Origin of the sequence: Segetibacter sp. 3557_3 (assembly GCF_004354985.1) — a bacterium.
Lineage (GTDB): Bacteria > Bacteroidota > Bacteroidia > Chitinophagales > Chitinophagaceae > Segetibacter.
Genome location: NZ_SMSK01000003.1, coordinates 223,794 through 241,895 on the forward strand (window position 1 = coordinate 223,794; position 18,102 = coordinate 241,895).

General features: G+C 45.3%; 14 protein-coding genes and 1 tRNA gene. 7 read left to right on the plus strand and 8 right to left on the minus strand.

Annotated elements, in window-relative coordinates; all coding sequences use genetic code 11:
* Positions 1–104: 104 nt before the first annotated feature.
* Both EXU57_RS07220 and EXU57_RS07225 read right to left on the minus strand, forming a co-directional pair.
* On the minus strand, positions 105–671 hold the full coding sequence (locus tag EXU57_RS07220) for a hypothetical protein (RefSeq protein WP_133267515.1): 567 nt from the start codon (positions 669–671) through the stop codon (positions 105–107).
* Positions 672–750: 79 nt separating this feature from the next.
* Positions 751–824 (minus strand) — tRNA-His (locus tag EXU57_RS07225).
* 460 nt (positions 825–1,284) lie between these two features.
* Between EXU57_RS07225 and EXU57_RS07230 the strand changes: the two genes are divergently transcribed.
* The 5 genes from EXU57_RS07230 (at position 1,285) to EXU57_RS07250 (ending at position 7,100) form a co-directional block, all read left to right on the plus strand.
* The gene (locus EXU57_RS07230) at positions 1,285–3,414 is read left to right on the plus strand and encodes a carboxy terminal-processing peptidase (RefSeq protein ID WP_133267516.1); all 2,130 of its coding nucleotides are present in this window, start codon (positions 1,285–1,287) and stop codon (positions 3,412–3,414) included.
* A 407-nt stretch (positions 3,415–3,821) separates the two neighbouring features.
* Complete coding sequence (locus EXU57_RS07235) at positions 3,822–4,322, plus strand: UpxY family transcription antiterminator (RefSeq protein WP_133267517.1); 501 nt, start codon at positions 3,822–3,824, stop codon at positions 4,320–4,322.
* 286 nt (positions 4,323–4,608) lie between these two features.
* On the plus strand, positions 4,609–5,628 hold the full coding sequence (locus tag EXU57_RS07240; RefSeq protein ID WP_133267518.1) for a Gfo/Idh/MocA family protein: 1,020 nt from the start codon (positions 4,609–4,611) through the stop codon (positions 5,626–5,628).
* Between the two features lie 2 nt (positions 5,629–5,630).
* Positions 5,631–6,095: an acyltransferase gene (locus EXU57_RS07245; protein WP_133267519.1), complete on the plus strand. Its 465-nt coding sequence runs from the start codon at positions 5,631–5,633 to the stop codon at positions 6,093–6,095.
* 258 nt (positions 6,096–6,353) lie between these two features.
* On the plus strand, positions 6,354–7,100 hold the full coding sequence (locus EXU57_RS07250) for a tyrosine-protein phosphatase (protein WP_133267520.1): 747 nt from the start codon (positions 6,354–6,356) through the stop codon (positions 7,098–7,100).
* 99 nt (positions 7,101–7,199) lie between these two features.
* Here the strand turns inward: EXU57_RS07250 and EXU57_RS07255 are convergent, their stop codons facing one another.
* The 5 genes from EXU57_RS07255 to EXU57_RS07275 form a co-directional block, all read right to left on the minus strand.
* The gene (locus EXU57_RS07255; RefSeq protein ID WP_133267521.1) at positions 7,200–8,312 is read right to left on the minus strand and encodes an AI-2E family transporter; all 1,113 of its coding nucleotides are present in this window, start codon (positions 8,310–8,312) and stop codon (positions 7,200–7,202) included.
* 143 nt (positions 8,313–8,455) lie between these two features.
* The gene (locus EXU57_RS07260) at positions 8,456–10,861 is read right to left on the minus strand and encodes a zinc-dependent metalloprotease (protein WP_133267522.1); all 2,406 of its coding nucleotides are present in this window, start codon (positions 10,859–10,861) and stop codon (positions 8,456–8,458) included.
* 190 nt (positions 10,862–11,051) lie between these two features.
* Entirely contained in the window at positions 11,052–11,474 is a 423-nt protein-coding gene (locus EXU57_RS07265; RefSeq protein WP_133267523.1) for an SH3 domain-containing protein, read from the minus strand.
* A 6-nt stretch (positions 11,475–11,480) separates the two neighbouring features.
* Positions 11,481–11,981, minus strand: coding sequence for a BON domain-containing protein (locus EXU57_RS07270; RefSeq protein ID WP_133267524.1), 501 nt, complete (start codon positions 11,979–11,981; stop codon positions 11,481–11,483).
* A gap of 215 nt (positions 11,982–12,196) precedes the next feature.
* Entirely contained in the window at positions 12,197–13,177 is a 981-nt protein-coding gene (locus tag EXU57_RS07275; RefSeq protein ID WP_165958066.1) for a patatin-like phospholipase family protein, read from the minus strand.
* 198 nt (positions 13,178–13,375) lie between these two features.
* Between EXU57_RS07275 and EXU57_RS07280 the strand changes: the two genes are divergently transcribed.
* The gene (locus tag EXU57_RS07280) at positions 13,376–14,455 is read left to right on the plus strand and encodes a transglutaminase domain-containing protein (RefSeq protein ID WP_133267526.1); all 1,080 of its coding nucleotides are present in this window, start codon (positions 13,376–13,378) and stop codon (positions 14,453–14,455) included.
* Positions 14,456–14,526: 71 nt separating this feature from the next.
* On the opposite strand, the gene ychF is transcribed toward EXU57_RS07280, so the two are convergent.
* The gene (ychF, locus tag EXU57_RS07285) at positions 14,527–15,627 is read right to left on the minus strand and encodes a redox-regulated ATPase YchF (protein ID WP_133267527.1); all 1,101 of its coding nucleotides are present in this window, start codon (positions 15,625–15,627) and stop codon (positions 14,527–14,529) included.
* Between the two features lie 795 nt (positions 15,628–16,422).
* On the opposite strand from ychF, the gene EXU57_RS07290 reads away from it, so the two are divergent.
* Positions 16,423–17,922, plus strand: coding sequence for a nucleoside recognition domain-containing protein (locus EXU57_RS07290; RefSeq protein ID WP_243745538.1), 1,500 nt, complete (start codon positions 16,423–16,425; stop codon positions 17,920–17,922).
* Positions 17,923–18,102: the final 180 nt, after the last annotated feature.

Consider the following 18,102-nt stretch of genomic DNA (forward strand, 5'->3'; position numbering starts at 1 on the left):
TCAGCAATCTCCCAAAACGGATAAATGGCCAGTTGTGTTTCCCGGATTTACCGGTGAATGGGATGATGTGCGTAATTACAGCCTGAAAGTCTCCCATACGATGCCTACAACATTACCAGGATGAGCAGGAGTTGGAGCAGCCCGATTATAAAACCGAAAACAGCACCCAACCATTGCAATGAACGAAGCTCACCTTTGAAAAACGTTGGACCGGCAATAATAGTATAATGAATAGCCCTGCCGACGGTCCTTTCAAGAATTGGTTGCAGTTCAGTTTTGGTAATCGCCTTTTCAAAATAAGTTTCCATAACTTGGGGGAATAGTTCTTCCAACTGTTTCATGAAAACAGTTTTCAGCTGGCTTATTGTCCTATCGCCGATAAGAGAGCCGATCATGGGTATCTCTTGTTTCAATTTGTGGCGCAGAAACACATCAATATGTTGCTCAATCATAGGGTTGAGTTGCTGATAAGCGGCATCCGGGTTGACGATGTTCTTCAGCGAACCTTCTTCAAGTTGTTTAATTAAGCCACTTTCAACCAGTGTAATAATTTGGTCTTTACGTGCGAGTAAAACTTTTTCAAGCGAGAGTTGTCCCGGAAAGCCGGAGGGTTTGCGAAAAAGAAGATAACAAAATGCCGCCATAATGAGCCAACCCAACAAAGCAGACAATAGGGGGGTAACAAAGATCCAGTTCGACATGGAGTAGAATTATAAAAAAACCTCGTTGCATTGCAACAAGGTTCTTTTGGGAGACCGAGGGGTCTCGAACCCCCGGCCTTCAGTGCCACAAACTGACGCTCTAACCAACTGAGCTACGATCTCCGTTTTTAACGGTTGCAAAAATAGGGAAAAAGTGTTTTCCAATTGCAAATGGCTGTCATATTTCCACGATATTGTTAATCGTGCACGAACATGCTTCTCAGGTTGTAACCAGGGAAGCCGGCATAGGTTGCTATTTAGGTGTTTCCCTATCCACTCAGCCTATTTGCCGGTTTTTTGAAGTACATTGAAATCAGGTGTGACTATTGTATGATAAGTACAGTGATTATCGTTGTAAACGGGGGAAAAGATGTGTTTGTAACAATTCGCTAAACAAAATTGAACTTCTGTTCGGAATCTTTGTTTTTCCATCTGTTCCAATGCATTGTTTTTCAAGGTACTAAGTAGCTGAATTTGGATAATTAATATGTGGCTGTAAAAGCTTGTTAAGATGCCGGACTCACGCCAACAGCACTTTTTTTTACTTTATTTTTGATACTTAATGAAACAAATTCTACAATTTATGATGAAACCTAAGGTATTGCCTTTAGTGCTGCTGCTGGTATTTGCAGGAATCTTTTGGGCATTTAAATCACTTGGAGAGGATGGAAAGACCGTTTCGAAACAACAGAAGATACTAACTACGTTGGGTTCCATCATCGAGGAAAATCACTATGATCCTAAACCCATAAATGATGATTTCTCACGCGAGATCTTCAAAAAATTTCTTGGTGAAATTGACGCGGAGAAAAACATACTGCTCCAGTCGGATTTGAATTCGTTGAAAAAATACGAAACCTATATCGACGATGAAATACATGGTGCAACAATGGAGTTCCTCCCTACGCTGAACCCCATATTTACGAAGCGGCAACAGGAGATTGCTTCGCTTTATAAAACATTGTTGGCAAACCCATTCGATTTCACCATTGATGAAAAACTTGTCGCCGACGGAGATAAGCTGAACTTTCCTGCTACGGACGCAGAACGGAAAGATCGCTGGCGCAAGAAGTTGAAGTACCTTACCCTTGAGCGTTATAATGACCTGATGGAGCAGCGCGAAAAGAATAAAGGAACTAAAGACTTTGTTGTTAAGACAGATAAAGAAATAGAAGCTGAAGCTCGTCAGAAGGTGATGAAGATTATGGATAAGTCTTTTGACAGGATGAAGTATAAACTGACTGATGAGGATCGGTTTAATACCCTTATCAACAGTATCACGACATTTATGGATCCGCATTCTGATTACTTTCCACCGGTTGAGAAAAGGTCCTTTGACGAACAGATGAGTGGACGTTTCTATGGTATTGGAGCGTCACTTAAAGAAGAAGAAGGTGGAATAAAAGTAGCCACACTGCTGACCGGTAGCCCGGCCTGGAAAAGCGGGGAAGTACAGGTAGGTGATATTATTATGAGGGTTGGCCAGGGTAAGCAGGAGCCTGTTGACCTTACAGGATATGCAGTTGAAGATGCAGTTAAGATCATCCGTGGTACAAAAGGCACGGAAGTAAGGTTGACCTTAAAAAAAGGCGATGGCTCATTAAAGGTAGTCTCCCTCATCCGCGACGAAATCGTGCAGGATGAAGGATTTGCCAGGAGCGCAATTATCAAGGATAAAAACAAGATTGGGTATATCTACCTTCCGGAGTTTTATGCTGATTTTGAGCGGCAGAATGGCTCCAGGTCTGCAGTTGACGTCGCGAAAGAAGTTCAGAAGCTTAAGGAAGCTAATGTAGATGGAATTATCATCGATTTGCGTAACAACGGTGGTGGTTCTTTGATGGATGTTGTAAATATGGTTGGCTTATTTATCCCTGATGGACCAATTGTTCAGGTGAAGGATCGTGAGGGTAAACCAACTGTGCTTGGTGACAACGACAAATCAGTACTCTACTCAGGTCCCCTCGCAGTAATGGTAAACGAATTTAGCGCAAGTGCCTCTGAAATATTTGCAGCCGCAATCCAGGATTATGGAAGAGGAGTTATCCTCGGCAGTAGTTCAACTTATGGAAAAGGAACTGTTCAGCGTAATATTCCTTTCGGAAAGCCTCTTGATTTCGCGAGCGGTTTAACCGAATATGGTGCGATAAAGCTCACGCTTCAGAAGTTTTACCGCGTTAATGGAGGATCTACCCAATTGCGTGGTGTCACACCCGATATCATCATCCCGGATCAATATGAGTCTTTAAAGTTCAGGGAGAAAGACAATCCAAATGCATTAAAGTGGGACGAAATCCAAAAGTCGAATTTCAAACCGTGGCAGGCTACCTACAACCTAGCGACTGTTAAGGCAGCAAGTCAGCAGCGAATTGCAAACAGCATTCCGTTTACAACGATAAAAAAGAATGCGGAATGGCTTGCGGTGCAGAACGATAAAGAGTACAACCTCAACTATCAGAAATTTGCGCAGGAGCAAAAGAGCATTCGCGCTGCTGTAAAGCAGAATGATACCCTGTCGAAATCTAAAACTGAACTGCCTATTGAAGGCTTAACAGCAGATACGTTGAAGTACAACAATGTTGACAAAGAGAAAGGGGAGCGTTATCGGGCATGGCTGAAAAACCTTCGTACTGATATTTATATCAATGAAACCGCTAATGTGGTAAATGATATGATCGGTACAAAAGCTGTGGTGATCGCCAGGAAACCTTAGTTGGGTACTTAACCGGAAACTGGGGTTTATTCCACGATTTTTTGGACTGGCAAATGTTCGCTATTGATCTCCGGTTGCCCGCCCGGATAGACCCAGTCGGACGCCCGCCCCGATGAACCCGGTTCGTGGGTGTCGCTCACTTGTACGGCATCTTTTTAAATTGATATACCGATCAGGGTACAAGAACTTACTATGATCAAGTATAAACAGGTAAATCATCAAAGGCTGTCTTCTCGAAAGGAGGCAGCCTTTATCATTTATATGCCAGCTTTACCGAAGGCGTTTGATGAACAACAACGCATTCGGGATGATGCTTAAACCGTAGCGAAAATGTCTGGATTTACTCTCCATTCTCTGTGCGCTGACTATACTCCTAAGCTTTATCTTTGTTTCAAATCCGGTGATTGATGGAAAAGAAATGGTATGCCATTTATACAAAGCCCAGATGGGAAAAAAAGGTGGATACAGTACTACTAAAGAAGAGCCTTGAGAGCTGGTGCCCACTTCAGAAAGTAGAAAAACAATGGAGTGACAGAAAGAAAATCATTGAAGAGCCGCTTTTTAAATCGTATGTGTTTGTACACATTACAGAACCAGAGCGGGTGCAGGTGCTGATGACCGATGGGGTTATCAATTTTGTTCACCACGTTGGTAAGCCCGCTGTTATAAGAGAAGAGGAGATACAGATTATTAAAAAGTTCCTGCTGGAAAAAGATGCATCAATTACCATACAGTCGTTGGAGTCGCTGGATGAAAATACGCGGATCGTTGTAAACCACGGAATTTTTATGAACAGCGAAGGCACCGTTATTCGTGGTGGAAACCGGAAAGTTTTTGTAAAACTGGAGTCTCTTGGCCAGATCATGACTGTCGAATTTCCGGTTGAATACGTTACTCCCTTGACCTAAATACCTTCTCCTGTTAAGCATAAGGCAGAAGCTGATAAATCCAGCTCGCCGGTTTCAAATAAAATGTGTGCACCATCGTTAATAAGTTCGTAACCAACACACATTTAATAAAGACTGGACGGAATCTTATTGACCTTATTGAAAATTGGCTTTCTTTCGCGTAAAAACCCGACCCTACACCCGGCTCAACAATTGTCGAAGCGCTAGAGTTTCCTTATATAAGGTTGCTTGTTCTGTTAACCGGAACAAAGCAGATTATTTTAGACCGGACGGGAAATAACAGCTCATGAGAAAGATCAATTTCGCGATTATCGGTTGCGGCAGGATCGCACAACGACATGCAGAACATATCGCAAATATTGGGAAACTTGTTGCCGTTTGTGATATTGTTCCTGAAAAGGCGAACGCGCTCGCCGAGAAGTTTGATGCCGTTGCTTATACCGGCATCGACTTACTTATAAAAGAAGAACGAACAATTGACGTCGTATCTATTTGCTCTCCAAATGGTTTGCATGCACAACACAGTATAGCGGCCCTTCGCGCAGGGTTTCATGTGTTGTGCGAAAAGCCGATGGCCATTAATGTGAACGATTGCGGCGAGATGATCAAGGAAGCAGAACGCGCGAACCGCAGGCTTTTTGCCATTAAACAAAACCGCTTTAATCCGCCCGTTGCCGCTTTGAAGGATGCCATCGACAAAGGCATTCTTGGAAAGATTTATAGTATACAGCTAAATTGTTTTTGGAACCGGAATGCTGAATATTATGAGAATACGTGGAAAGGAACACTTGATCTCGATGGTGGAACGCTTTTTACCCAATTTAGCCACTTCATCGACCTGCTGTACTGGTTGGTTGGAGACGTAAAACGGGCTTTTGCTTTGACTGGTAACTTTGGCCACCAGGGCTTAATCGAGTTTGAAGATACGGGGGCCGTTGCACTCGAATTCTACAACGGCGCCATTGGTACGATCAACTATACTGTTAACAGTTATCGGGCAAATATGGAAGGTTCAATTACCATTTTTGCGGAAAAGGGAACAGTAAAAATTGGCGGCCAATACCTTAATGAGCTCGAGTACCAAAATATAGATGGTTTTGAGTTTCGCGACCTTCCCGAGGGCAACAAAGCCAACAACTACGGCACCTATGTTGGCTCGATGAGCAATCATGATAAGGTATATGAAAACCTCGTAGATGTTTTGCTCAAGGGCAGTTCCATATCTACCAATTCATTTGAGGGCCTCAAAACTGTTGAAATCATCGACAAAATTTACCAATCTGCAAAAAATCTACGTAACTGTTAGTCATGCGATATATTCCCTTGCAGGCGTGCATAAGAAACGTTGAATTTGGTGAAAGCGTGAAAGTAGTTGAACCAGTAAACATCTACGGCTGTAAAATTGGTGACCATACTTTTATCGGACCTTTTGTAGAAATACAAAAAGACGTCACAATCGGTAAGAACTGCAAAATTCAATCACACAGTTTTATTTGCGAATTGGTGACCATAGGAGATGATTGCTTTATTGGTCATGGGGTTATGTTTATCAACGACCTCTTTTCTAGTGGTGGCCCCGCAGGTGGTGACCGCAACCTATGGCGTTCAACGCAGATTGGCAATGGGGTTTCCATTGGGAGTAATGCAACCATATTACCTGTTGCCATTTGCGACCATGCCGTCATCGGGGCCGGAGCAGTTGTAACGCGCAACATTACCCAGCCGGGAGTTTATGCGGGCAACCCTGCTAAATTGCTCCGTACCTTGCCATAGCACTTACATTAGGGTGGTCTACACTTCGGATTGCTTCTGCCTGGCCTTTTATACAGCATCGTTATAAACAAGAACTGCCCAAATGCTTTCCCGGCGCATTTTTTGAATTCAACTTTCTAATCCATTATTTATTGGCGCATGTGCAGCCGGTGCTGAGCCGACCTTTAAAGCCTTGTGTCGTTTCGGAAACTGTTCCGCCGGGATCCACTTTGCTATTGCTGTCGGGTCATTAAAAATGGGTAATCTGAAAATAACTATATGCTTGATTTCTTGTTTGGTACAAAAAAGGTTGAAGCAGATTTGTCTTTCCTTGCAGTTGATATGCATTCACATCTTTTGCCAGGCATCGACGACGGAGCGAAAGACATTACCAAAAGCATGGAACTGATCACCGCCTTGAAAGATCTTGGCTATCGTAAGCTGATCTGCACTCCACATATCCTGTCGGACCTGTATCCAAACTCCAGGGAGACTATTCTGCCAAAACTCGAACTCGTTAGAGCAGCAATTGCATCGGCAGGACTGGATATTGAAATTGAGGCTGCTGCTGAATATATGGTGGACGATGAATTTTCAAGATTGCTTGCAGGGGCAACCCGAAACGACCTGCTCACCCTCGGTAAGGACCACATCCTTGTTGAAATGTCGTACCTGGCGCCTTCCCCTTATTTTGAAGAGTCATTGTTCAAGCTGCAAATACTGGGTTTAATTCCTGTGTTGGCTCATCCGGAACGGTATAGTTATTATCACAAGAACTTCAATACCTATAAGCGCTACAAAGAGCTCGGTTGTAAACTACAGGTCAACTTAGGTTCATTGTCGGGCGGCTATGGGCCGGACGTAAAGAAAGCTGCAGAGAAACTGTTCAAGAATAACATGGTTGACTTTCTTGGAACAGATATGCACCACAATGGTCATTTGACCATGCTGAGAAGCCTGGCAACAAAAAAGGAACTTTACGACCTGACAAGCGGAGCAAACCTTCAGAATAAAATGCTTGCGTAGTAGAACGCTTCACATTGTGATTATCGCATGCGGCAACTTCCATTGTCTATGGTTCCCATCAACATCGTTTGATCCGCGAATATGCAACATGGAATGGTATTAGGGTAAGGGATCATTCGCCGGTGTGACCTCCCGGTAAAGGATATGGTCAATCCGCTGTTCCATGTGGTCATCGTTTTTGGCTTTGCTCAGGTAAAATTCTTCATAGTAAGCCTTAATGATTGCTGCGATAGGAGTCGCCATGATAATTCCAAATACACCAAAGGCCGCCCCCATAGCAAAAAGTAATATGATGATTGATGCCGGGTGGATGTTCATCATATTCGAGCGCACTTTAGGCATTATGAAATCGCCCATGATCTCATCAAGTGCCAGGAAGAAAATGGCAACCCAAAGTGCTGTCATGGGGCTCACTGACAGGGCGACCAATAGTGGCGGCACCGCCATTATGTAAAATCCAAGCTTTGGTACCAATCCCGAAAAAAACGCCAGTACTCCCCATACCAGCGCTGCCGGTACATCCATAATGTTAAGGAACACCGTGATAGAAACAGCATTGATCAGGCCGGCAATGAGGTTGGAATTAAACCAGCCTACCAGCATTATAGAACATTTCGAGAGTGCATTGGCCGCTTTGTCGCGATTGCTTAAACTAAAGAAAGAAAGGTACAATTCTACAAGGGGTCGTGGCTGAACGACCATGTAGGCAATCATGCTCATCATAAGTATGAATATCAATAGCGAACTGATCAGGGATAGCGAATAGTTGCCAATGTTTATGATGGTATTTTGTAATGAAGGCACAAACTGCAGCACGTCAATGCTGCCTTTTTGTAATCCTTTATTCAGGTTGGGATAGTTCTTAAACCATTCAGAAAACTTGAAGGATAGACGGCTCGCATAATCGGGAATGTTGCTGATCAGTATAGAAACCTGGTTGCTGATAATGGGTATGATTAGCCAGCATAAAGCAACAATGGTAAGCACCATCGACCCGAATACAATAACACATGCCCATATTCTCTTCATACCCTTTTTCTCGAGCCAGGTAATCGGAGCATTGATAATTAATGCAAGCACTACGGCAAACAATAGCAGCATAATTACGCTCGTAATCTTAAACAGTAACCAAAGAAAAATGATGATACTGGCGGCAAAAGTGATAGCCTTTATCAACGCCTTGTATAAGCCCTCAGAGGGGGTAGCTTGCATAATTAGTTTTCTGGTGTATTAATGATTTGCCTGCAATTGCCATGCCCCCCGTCGTTGATCCTCAACACCTAACAGCGCGATAGACAACCCCTGCACCGTGCGGTTTGCTTCGTTCACGAATGCCTTGATGTGTTTTTACCTGCCTACATTTCAGCGTCGCAGCCAATAGGTGCACCAGGTGGAATTTGCAAAGTGGCCGGAAGTGTAACTTCCTTTGGATTTACGATCCGTTCGATGGTATATAGGTAGTGTGCACGTAACCGGTTTGAACTGGTTAGCTTAGTTGTTGCAAACTTCTTGAGCCACTGAAGCCTTTCGAAGCAGATTGCTTTCACCTGGTAGGTAGATTGTTCGCTTGCGGCAAGCCCAAGCAGGTGCGTTAACACCAATTGCTGCGTCTGCAACTGAACCTGTCCGGAAAGTCCCTGTTCAACCGGCACGTTCCAGGTTTTCTCAAGTATCTGCGTCAGAACATCGTCCCAGCCAGGTGTATTATGCCCGGCCTTGAAATCAACCAGCCTGTTTGCCCGCTCGGGATACAGTAGAAAACTTAGTTCGTAAGTTGTGAGTGCGGCGGCAGCTGCAAGCGCGTCAAAACTCATACCCGTACGCTTGTCAAACAGTTCACCAACATTATAATACATCGGCGGACGAGGTGGAATAAGCTCAATGATCCGGTTGGGTATTGTCAACACCCGGGCACTTAAACATTCCAACGCGGCGTCAAGTGCCTTTTGTTGCACGGAAGCAGGCAGGGGAAGGGGTGGGGTTTGCTTGGTATCCCCGCGCACACTATAGCTATAGTTCATTCCCCCGATGAGTTTGCATACAGCTTCAAGTTGATAACGGTGATAATTGTACACCGGCACCAGCGCATCCTCAAGTTTTGCAACAGGAGTATTTACCTCGATGGCACTTAGCGAGAATTGTTGCAGGGCCTTTTGTCTGACAGCAAGGGTGTTTGCAAGTTCTGCTGCGGGATCGGCTCCATTGTCCCAAAGGTGAGCCGCCGGATGCATGCCGCCCTGTGCCCGGGCATCCGCGTCGGCAATATAAAGCAATCCACGAGCACTATTTTCGTTTAGTAATCCGTCCAGTGCAGCTGCTTCCTCTGTATCGGCAAACTGTTGATAACCGTACTGGATGGCTCTTTTATCCCATTCACCGATCGAGTTGGTGTACACATTGCTAAAGTCAATTTTTCCTTCTTTATTCAGGAATACAGCAGGATGCGGGTAGTCCATTACTGATGCGCGGTTGTTGACACTTGATGCATAGTTATGCTGAAGGCCGAGGGTGTGACCCACCTCATGAGCAGCAAGCTGCCGCAGGCGTTGAAGCGCAGCCTGCCTCATTGTTTCAGGTACCGGTTTGCCAGTTTCATATGGGGATAGCAGGCCGGTAAAAATGAGGTGATCCTGGCGCACACGTAAAGATCCGAGTGTTACCTGTCCTTTTATTATTTCACCCGTCCTGGGATCCGTTACGCTTGCGCCATACGACCAGCCGCGTGTGGAGCGATGAACCCAGTTGATCATGTTGTACCGGATGTCCATTGGATCTGCACTATCTGGTAACATCTTTACCTGGAAAGCATTTTGAAAGCCTGCTGATTCAAAAGCTTCGTTCCACCACCGGGCACCGTCTAAAAGCGCAGACCGTATGGGTTCGGGTGTGCCATTGTCGAGATAGTACACAATCGGCTTAACAGCTTCACTTCTTCCAGCTCCTGCATTCTTTCTCACCAACCGGTGTCGGCTGATGAACATTTGTTCAATGGGTTCACTGAAAGGAGTGCTGTAATCGAAATAGGAGATGCCGAAATAGCCACTCCTTATATCATACCTTCTTGGTTTGTACCCATTATCCGGCAATTGAACAAAGGAATGATGCATCCGCAAAGTGATGGCTTCGGGAGACGGTGTAACTGAACTAACAAACCTGCCTGCATCTCCGCCGCCCGTGAATGTTACGGTGCTTTCGAACTCTGTATTTAGCGGAAAGTTTTTGGTATGCTCCAGGTATATACCCGACCTCGCCTCGTTAAGCGCGTAACTCCCCTGACGCATCGTCCTTAACCGGTCAGCAACTCCCTGGGCATCACGTAGCAAAAAAGGAGTAAGATCAATCAGAACCTTTCCATTTTCCTCTTCTTCAGCAATAAAACCTGCAATAATCGATTCGGCGAACGATTCTTTTACGGCTTGTTGTTCTTTCAGGTCTGCACTTCCTGCCCGGTAACGGGTATTTGGTTGAACGAGCCACACTTTTTTGCCCACTTTGGAAAAATAGACGATCCTGCTAGCACCGATCTGACCGCGATCAAGCCCGATATCATTTGATCCAAGGCCTCCGGGCAGCGAATTGACATACAAAAATGGGGTATTCATCAGGTCCGTCTGCAGCCAGATTTTACCGTTCGTCTCGTCCCACCAAAAGGTGAAAAGGCCATCGTAACGCTTCATGTTTTTGGTTTTTGCAGCAATTTTGTCCTGTGCAGTGGCAGAGAGGAGGCATAACGTTGCAATAAATACCAGAAAGTATCTCATACAGAATAATTGTAATGAACTGAGTGAGCCGTAAAGTAAGCAAAATCGGGTGGCTGTAAATGGGTAACCGTTGCACATCTTGAAGTTGGAACCTGAGTTCTTTTTTGAAGCGACCGGAGGCACATGGATCAGTTGGATCTAAATGCAAAAAGCCCCGAATGTTGGGGCCTTTTACATAAACTTAAAACGCTTATGCGTTTTGTGGTTCCAGGTACTGCGCGTACGCATACCCTTCTTCCCCAGCATCAGTTCGAATCAGGAACCATTGATCGTTGGTTTTGCTGATTAGTGTCACCAGCTCATTGTGGGCAGCTTTTCCAACCAGTGGTTGGTCAGTACCCGGTCCCTTCCTGATGTTCAGGTTTGAGCTTTGGGTAATCACCTTTGCTTTTCCACCAGGCGTGGCCGAAACATTCACATTCAAGATCAGGTCGCCTGAGCGGAAATCAGGGTCAATCTTGTTGTAGACGTCCCAAAGATGATCTTTTACTTGTCCCGATGGCGCGCTGCCATCAATGTATAGAATATTATCCTGCTCCCTTACCTGAAGACTTTTTACTTCTGATGTAGTAGCAGCATTAATCAGTTCACGGTATTTATCCTGTAACGACATAGATGTTTATTTAATGGTAAGCTGATTGTTGATCTTTTTTGGTTTAAGGGTGCTGATGGACTGCATTAGTGTGACCAACCTGTCCCTGGTAATGGTTCCGGTAAGTGTAACTTCCCCGTTATTTACAGAGGCATTAACACCAGGAAAGTCTTTTACTGCATCGGTTACGCCGCGACTGATTGCATCGTCAGGAGCAACTTCAACCGGGTTGTCAGGTATGCGCGGAGCAATACTAATATCATTTACAACTTGCTTAACTCCTTTAACTCCTGTAACAACAGACTCGGTTTTTTCGCGTATTTGCTCGTCTTTCACCTGCCCCGAAAGTGTGGCTATTTTGTCGACAACAGCGGCATTGACCCCTGCCATGTCCGGATTGGCAGCAAGTTTTTCCGTGATGTCTTTCCTGATTTCTTCATCGCTTCTTCCTGAGCAGGAGTAAAGGGTTACTGATAGTACAGCCAGGGCGAAGAGTACAACAAAATTTCGCAGCATGTTTTTTTTCATTTTCAAATTTTTTGGTGATGGATAGTGAATACGGGAATACTAAAACTGTGCCCTTAGCTAATGAAGGAATACTAATACCAGGGAACTCCTCCTTCCCCAAGGCTGCATTAAACCGGTATAGTCAGCCATCCGGCTGTATAAGCTGTTTAAACTCATTTAGGATGCGATCGGCTGTCGGAGTTTTAGGGCAGCTGACAGCTGAGTCTTGAGAAACCTTAGCGGGAAGTCGAATACTGCCCCCCATTTGCATCAAAAAATAACCTTATGCCGGCCTTGCCACTTTCTACGAGATGGTTTATCGTGGAAAGCTTCAATTTTCTCACCCTGCCAGGCAAGTTCAGGTGGCTGATGGTCACCGTCCTGGTCAGCGAAGGCTCGTCGGGATTGGGCTTGTCAATCACCGACTCATATACCGCACGGAAGTAGTCGTGGAGCGTGCTAATTTTAGACGGGTATACCCCACCTTTTGCATATTGGAGTTGCTGTGGTTTGTCGAGTAGAAGTCCCAGTGTTTTAGGGTTGATTTTCAAACCGGAATTGCTTGTATCATCCATATATCTTGGGGCGTCAAACAGCTGTATGGGGTAGTTTGAAAGAAGCCCCCCGTCGACCATAAGGTGATAAGTGCCATTGGCCCGATCTTTTCGAACATGGCCGCTGTCATCAATTAGTACCGGCTCGAAGTAAAGCGGGATGGAAAAGGATATCCGCAGCGCATCAGCGATGCGCATTCCGGGATATTGTTCAAATGAAAAGGTTCTAAGTGTCCGGTAAGTCAGGTCCGTTCCGGTGATGTACAGGTCTTTATAGTTTTTTGCCTGTTTTTGTGTATGCAGTTGCGCAAAAGTAATGTTCCGGTCACCGGTCTTTGCCTCAATGAGCTTATTCATCCATTCCGTAATTTTCTCACCTTTAAAGAAACCGAACCTTTTTTTCATCCTCGAAAAGCCTGAAGCAAAAAAACCATCGTTGAAATCTTTCAAAGGAATATCGGCAGCAATCTTTTTCATTTCTGCTGGTGTGTAACCAACAGCCAGCAGCGTTGCCTGGATGGCACCCGCGGAAGTTCCGCCAACCCGCTCAATTTGTTGCAAGATGCCAAGGCTGTCAAGAACTTCAGAAGCACCAACATAAGCAAAGCCCCGAACGCCACCACCTTCAAGCACGAGGTTGCTATACTTTTTTCCTGCGCACAAACAGCCATGTTGGAAAGGATGGCCACGATCAACAAACACTTCTTTAGCATGCTGCTGGGTTTGTTTGTAAACTACTAAGTAACGTCGCCGCAACAAGGCCGCCAGGGACCCAAATCGTTAGCAAAAATGTTAAACTGTTTGCCGGAGTTTTTATAACTTAAATTGCAGTCTGAAACATCTACCGCCTTGTTTGTGGATATGAAACCGTTGCTTTCCATCTTTCTTTTCTTGTTTTCAACCGTGCTGTTTTCACAGGAGATGGCTTATAACAGGCTGCCCGTTCGATACAGGCCTGAAAGGCAAACCTCACCTGCGGAGTTGGCAATCCAGCTTACCCAGCCTTACCATAGCGAGCTTGAAAAAGTTCGTTCGATTTTCAACTGGATTACCGATAACATCTCTTATAAGCTACGTCCGTGGAACCCGCGAAATCTTAAAAAGAACATACCTGTTGAGGATGACGATACCAGCTCCGTACTTAAACCCTTAAATGAGCGCGTTGCGGAAAATGTGCTCCGGAGTAGTGAGGCCCTGTGTGATGGGTACGCCCGTTTGTTTGCAACGCTTTGTAGTTACGCGAACATCAGGGCTGAAGTGGTTACCGGTTACAGCAGAACCAATTTTAGCGCGAATGCTTCGAAATTTAAATCCAATCATTCGTGGAACGCTGTTCGTATTGATAGTGTATGGCACCTGCTGGACGTCACCTGGGCAAGTGGTTATGTAAGTTATATGGGCGAACGATTCATCAGGCACCAAAACGATGAGTACTTTCTTACACCGCCAAAACAGTTTATAGCCGAACACTATCCTGAAAATCTCGAATGGTCATTTTTAACGGAACCACCCCTGTTTAAAGAATTCGATCATACGCCATTCAAATCACAGCGGTTTATCAAGTCCAGGGTAAAATCATTTAAACCCGAAAAAGGCACAGTCGATGCAAGGGTAGGAGATACCCTCACATTTGAGATAGAAACAACCGATATTGGAACCAACCTCGAAGGAACTTACGATCCGCAGTTTGACTCCACCATAAGCCTGTTGCCGCCATCATGGGCATATCTTAAACCGCAATATGTTGAAGGTAAGCCGATCATCAGGTACCAGTACGTTGTACCATCAACCGAAGTTCAATACCTGAACATCGTACTGCACGACGAGGTATTGATGCGTTACAGGCTGGTAGCCAAACCGAAACCTCAACCGGTTTTGCAGGATAGTATACCCCAATCGGTTATTACTCCCATTATAATTGCTGGGGACTCCAGGTGGTAAAGCCCGGAGGATGGCACATTACATTGTTGCCAGCCACGTGATTAATCATTCAAGAAGGCCCGACGCGTTAACTATACATTAAACCTGAAGTGGAGGATGTCTCCGTCTTCTACGAGGTATTCTTTTCCCTGCACCGCAAGTTTTCCATTATCGCGGCATGCAGCTTCCGACCCGTATTTTACAAAGTCGGCGTACTTGATGACTTCTGCTCTGATAAAACCTTTTTCAAAGTCGGTATGGATTACGCTTGCTGCCTGTGGTGCAAGCATCCCTTTCGTAATGGTCCATGCCCTTACCTCCTGCACCCCCGCTGTAAAATAGGTAGCGAGGTTCAACAGGCGGTAGGTTGAAGTAATTAAGCGTGCAACCCCGCTTTCGTGAAGGCCAAGGTCCTCAAGGAACAGCTGGCGATCGTCGTAGCTTTCCATTACCGCAATTTCACTTTCGATTTCTGCGCTGATCAGCAGAATCTCGGCGTTTTCATTTTTGACGGCTTCTTTAACCGCCTCTGTAAACTTGTTACCTGATACCACGCTTTTCTCATCCACATTACACACATAGATCACTGGCTTCATGGTAAGCAGGAAAAGGTCGCCGAAGTGTTTTTCTTTCTCTTCAGGGCTAACTTCAAAGCCACGGGCGTTTTTACCTTGCACGAGAAATTGTTTCAGCTGTTGCAGCAGTTCGATTCCGCGGGTAATGTCGCGATCACCTGATTTTGCAAGTTTCTCGTTTTTAGAAAGTTTTTTCTCCAGCGTATCGAGATCTTTCAGCTGAAGTTCCGTATCAATGATTTCTTTGTCGCGAACCGGGTTAACCGATCCATCAACGTGAATAACGTTATCGTCTTCAAAACAACGAAGCACATGGATGATGGCGTCGGTGCTGCGGATGTTTCCCAAAAACTGGTTTCCCAGTCCTTCGCCCTTGCTCGCACCCTTTACGAGGCCGGCAATATCAACAATTTCAACCGTAGCAGGTACAACCCTGTTCGGCTTCACCAGCTTTTCCAGTTCAATCAGCCGGTCATCCGGCACGGTGATTACCCCAACGTTTGGTTCAATGGTACAAAACGGAAAGTTTGCCGCCTGAGCTTTTGCATTACTTAATGCATTAAATAAAGTTGATTTACCCACGTTTGGTAATCCCACGATGCCTGCTTGTAAACCCATGTGCTAAAATGTAAGATGTATTAATATTCGAAATCCAAAGTCAAAATTCCAGGTAAGACAAAAATGTAAAAGGAACATGTGGTGAACATATTGAGTTCCATGCCCGACATTCCAGCTTGACCACTTCTGCAATTCATCATGTACCAGCAATCATCCGGTTAAGCTTTTTTTTGGACCCAACTCCAGGAATGCTATGATTCATCGTTGCGTCGCACTCTTCAACCGAATACTCTTGCCGGGCAAGTCACACGAACAAGGGGCTATACTAAACGGCATTAATGGTTCATCTAACATAATAACACCCTTCACAAAACTTCACACTAATCTCCGCTCTTTGCCGCATGTTGCTTCTACCGTACAAGTGAGTGACACAACGATGTTCAATAGCCATCGAAAAGCTCGTCCCAAAAAAACCAAGGTAACAGGTACTTTTCCCATACCGCCCCTGATCCCATGTAAATTCGAAATCCTCTGGCTCAACGCTCATCTCTCAACTAAAACGTTACTCCTAACTTCCAGCCCTAATTCCCAACCTAACTCTAAATGCAAACCCACAACTCTTAATTCTTAACTCCTAACTCCTAACTCCTAACCCACAACTCTTAACTCTTAACTCTCAACTCTTAACTCTCAACTCTTAACTCCCAACCCACAACTCTTAATTCATAACTCTCAACTCTCAACTCATTACTCCTCTTTCAAAACGGCCGCAAATATAGGCATTCAGATTTGGTAAAAGATTTTAGAAGTGAAACCATTAACTTCAAACTTTTTGGTCAGACAACCTATCCCAGTATGGCATTGAGCAGAATATGGTCGGCGTTTATTATTGTAGCGATATTGGTAGCAGCGGCAAGGGCCACATTTTCGGGGGACAGCGGAATTTTCAGCAGGATGGTTTCGGGCAAAGCAGACGATCCGGTAGATACGATCCGGTACATTTTAGCAGATAACAAGTATCCTTCATCATTTGGTTCAACGGAAAGCTTTACGAGGTACCTCGCAGGTTATGCTTACGTTCCGTCCGACTCGATACACCCACCCAGCCTGTTGATTTCGGGCGAGCCCTCATCGCCGACCGTGCAAAGGCTTATTGCTGAACACCCGGGCATCCGGGTTTCTGGCTTTCGTGCCGTTCAATTCCAATTGTTTAAACGGGCGGATGGTATTATCGAAACCTGTAAAAGCGCCGTCAATATCAGCATAGGCCTTATCGGGATTATGGCCCTTTTTATGGGTTTTATGAGCATCGCGGAAAGAGCAGGCGGGATCCGGCTGTTATCAAGAATAATCGGGCCTTTTTTTGGTAAACTGTTTCCCGAGGTGCCCAAAGGACACCCGGCGATGGGACATATGATGATGAACTTTTCCGCAAACCTGTTGGGGCTCGACAATGCAGCAACACCATTTGGCATTAAGGCAATGGAAAGTTTGCAGGAAATTAATGTGGAAAAGCAAACTGCCTCAAACGCCCAGATCATGTTCCTGTGTTTGCATGCAGCCGGTTTTACCCTCATCCCCGTAAGCATCATTGCGGTTCGCGCTTCGTTGAAAGCAGCAAACCCCACCGACATCTTTATTCCTTGTATGATCACCACCTTCGTGGCGACAATGGCGGCAATGTTTATCGTTGCCTTCAAACAAAAAATCCGGATATTTCAGCCCGTGATACTGGCATGGGTAGGCAGCTTTTCGGCGATCATCGTGTTACTCGTAGTTTATCTGTCATCGCTTGATGCAGCAGGGGTACAGCTTTTTTCGAGCGTGCTGAGCAACGGCCTTATCCTGCTGATCTTCCTGTTAATTGTGTTTGGTGCCATTTATAAGAACATCGATGTTTTTGATGCATTTATCGACGGTGCGAAGGGTGGTTTTGATACCGCCGTACGGATCATTCCTTATCTTGTTGGTATGCTGGTAGCGATAAGCTTGCTGCGCACCAGTGGAACGTTTGATGTTATCATGAATGTGCTTAAAACCGGGTTTGCCTTGCTGGGTACGGATACCCGTTTTGTTGACGGCCTCCCAACCGCACTCATCCGCCCGCTTAGTGGCGGTGGCGCCAGGGGAATGATGGTGGATACCATGAAAACTTTTGGCGCTGACTCTTTTGCCGGCAGGCTTGCCTCCATTTTCCAGGGTGCATCGGATACTACATTCTACGTAATCGCCGTTTACTTTGGGGCGGTATCGATACGCAATACCCGTTATGCAGTAGGCGCAATGTTGCTTGCCGACCTTGTTGGCATTTGTACCTCGATCTTGCTCACTTATATGTTTTTTGGTCAATCCTAATCAACCCGGCGGGTACCTGAACAGCTGAAACCATCGCGTGTTTTAGTATAAGGATTGGCGCAACCAGGCAAATGCTCACCGGAGGGTATGCCGGATAGCCAAACACAACTCATTTTATTATTCGTTAAGGTATTCGGCAACACTGTGAACTCGGTTACCGAATGATTAACTTGCACAAAA

What these genes read in the sequence shown, in the direction of transcription:
- EXU57_RS07230 (WP_133267516.1), top strand. Translation starts at nt 1,285, where the DNA reads ATGATGAAACCTAAGGTATTGCCTTTAGTGCTGCTGCTGGTATTTGCA.
- EXU57_RS07235 (WP_133267517.1), top strand. Translation starts at nt 3,822, where the DNA reads ATGGAAAAGAAATGGTATGCCATTTATACAAAGCCCAGATGGGAAAAA.
- EXU57_RS07240 (WP_133267518.1), top strand. Translation starts at nt 4,609, where the DNA reads ATGAGAAAGATCAATTTCGCGATTATCGGTTGCGGCAGGATCGCACAA.
- EXU57_RS07245 (WP_133267519.1), top strand. Translation starts at nt 5,631, where the DNA reads ATGCGATATATTCCCTTGCAGGCGTGCATAAGAAACGTTGAATTTGGT.
- EXU57_RS07250 (WP_133267520.1), top strand. Translation starts at nt 6,354, where the DNA reads ATGCTTGATTTCTTGTTTGGTACAAAAAAGGTTGAAGCAGATTTGTCT.
- EXU57_RS07255 (WP_133267521.1), bottom strand. Translation starts at nt 8,312, where the DNA reads ATGCAAGCTACCCCCTCTGAGGGCTTATACAAGGCGTTGATAAAGGCT.
- EXU57_RS07260 (WP_133267522.1), bottom strand. Translation starts at nt 10,861, where the DNA reads ATGAGATACTTTCTGGTATTTATTGCAACGTTATGCCTCCTCTCTGCC.
- EXU57_RS07265 (WP_133267523.1), bottom strand. Translation starts at nt 11,474, where the DNA reads ATGTCGTTACAGGATAAATACCGTGAACTGATTAATGCTGCTACTACA.
- EXU57_RS07270 (WP_133267524.1), bottom strand. Translation starts at nt 11,981, where the DNA reads ATGAAAAAAAACATGCTGCGAAATTTTGTTGTACTCTTCGCCCTGGCT.
- EXU57_RS07280 (WP_133267526.1), top strand. Translation starts at nt 13,376, where the DNA reads ATGAAACCGTTGCTTTCCATCTTTCTTTTCTTGTTTTCAACCGTGCTG.
- ychF (WP_133267527.1), bottom strand. Translation starts at nt 15,627, where the DNA reads ATGGGTTTACAAGCAGGCATCGTGGGATTACCAAACGTGGGTAAATCA.
- EXU57_RS07290 (WP_243745538.1), top strand. Translation starts at nt 16,423, where the DNA reads ATGGCATTGAGCAGAATATGGTCGGCGTTTATTATTGTAGCGATATTG.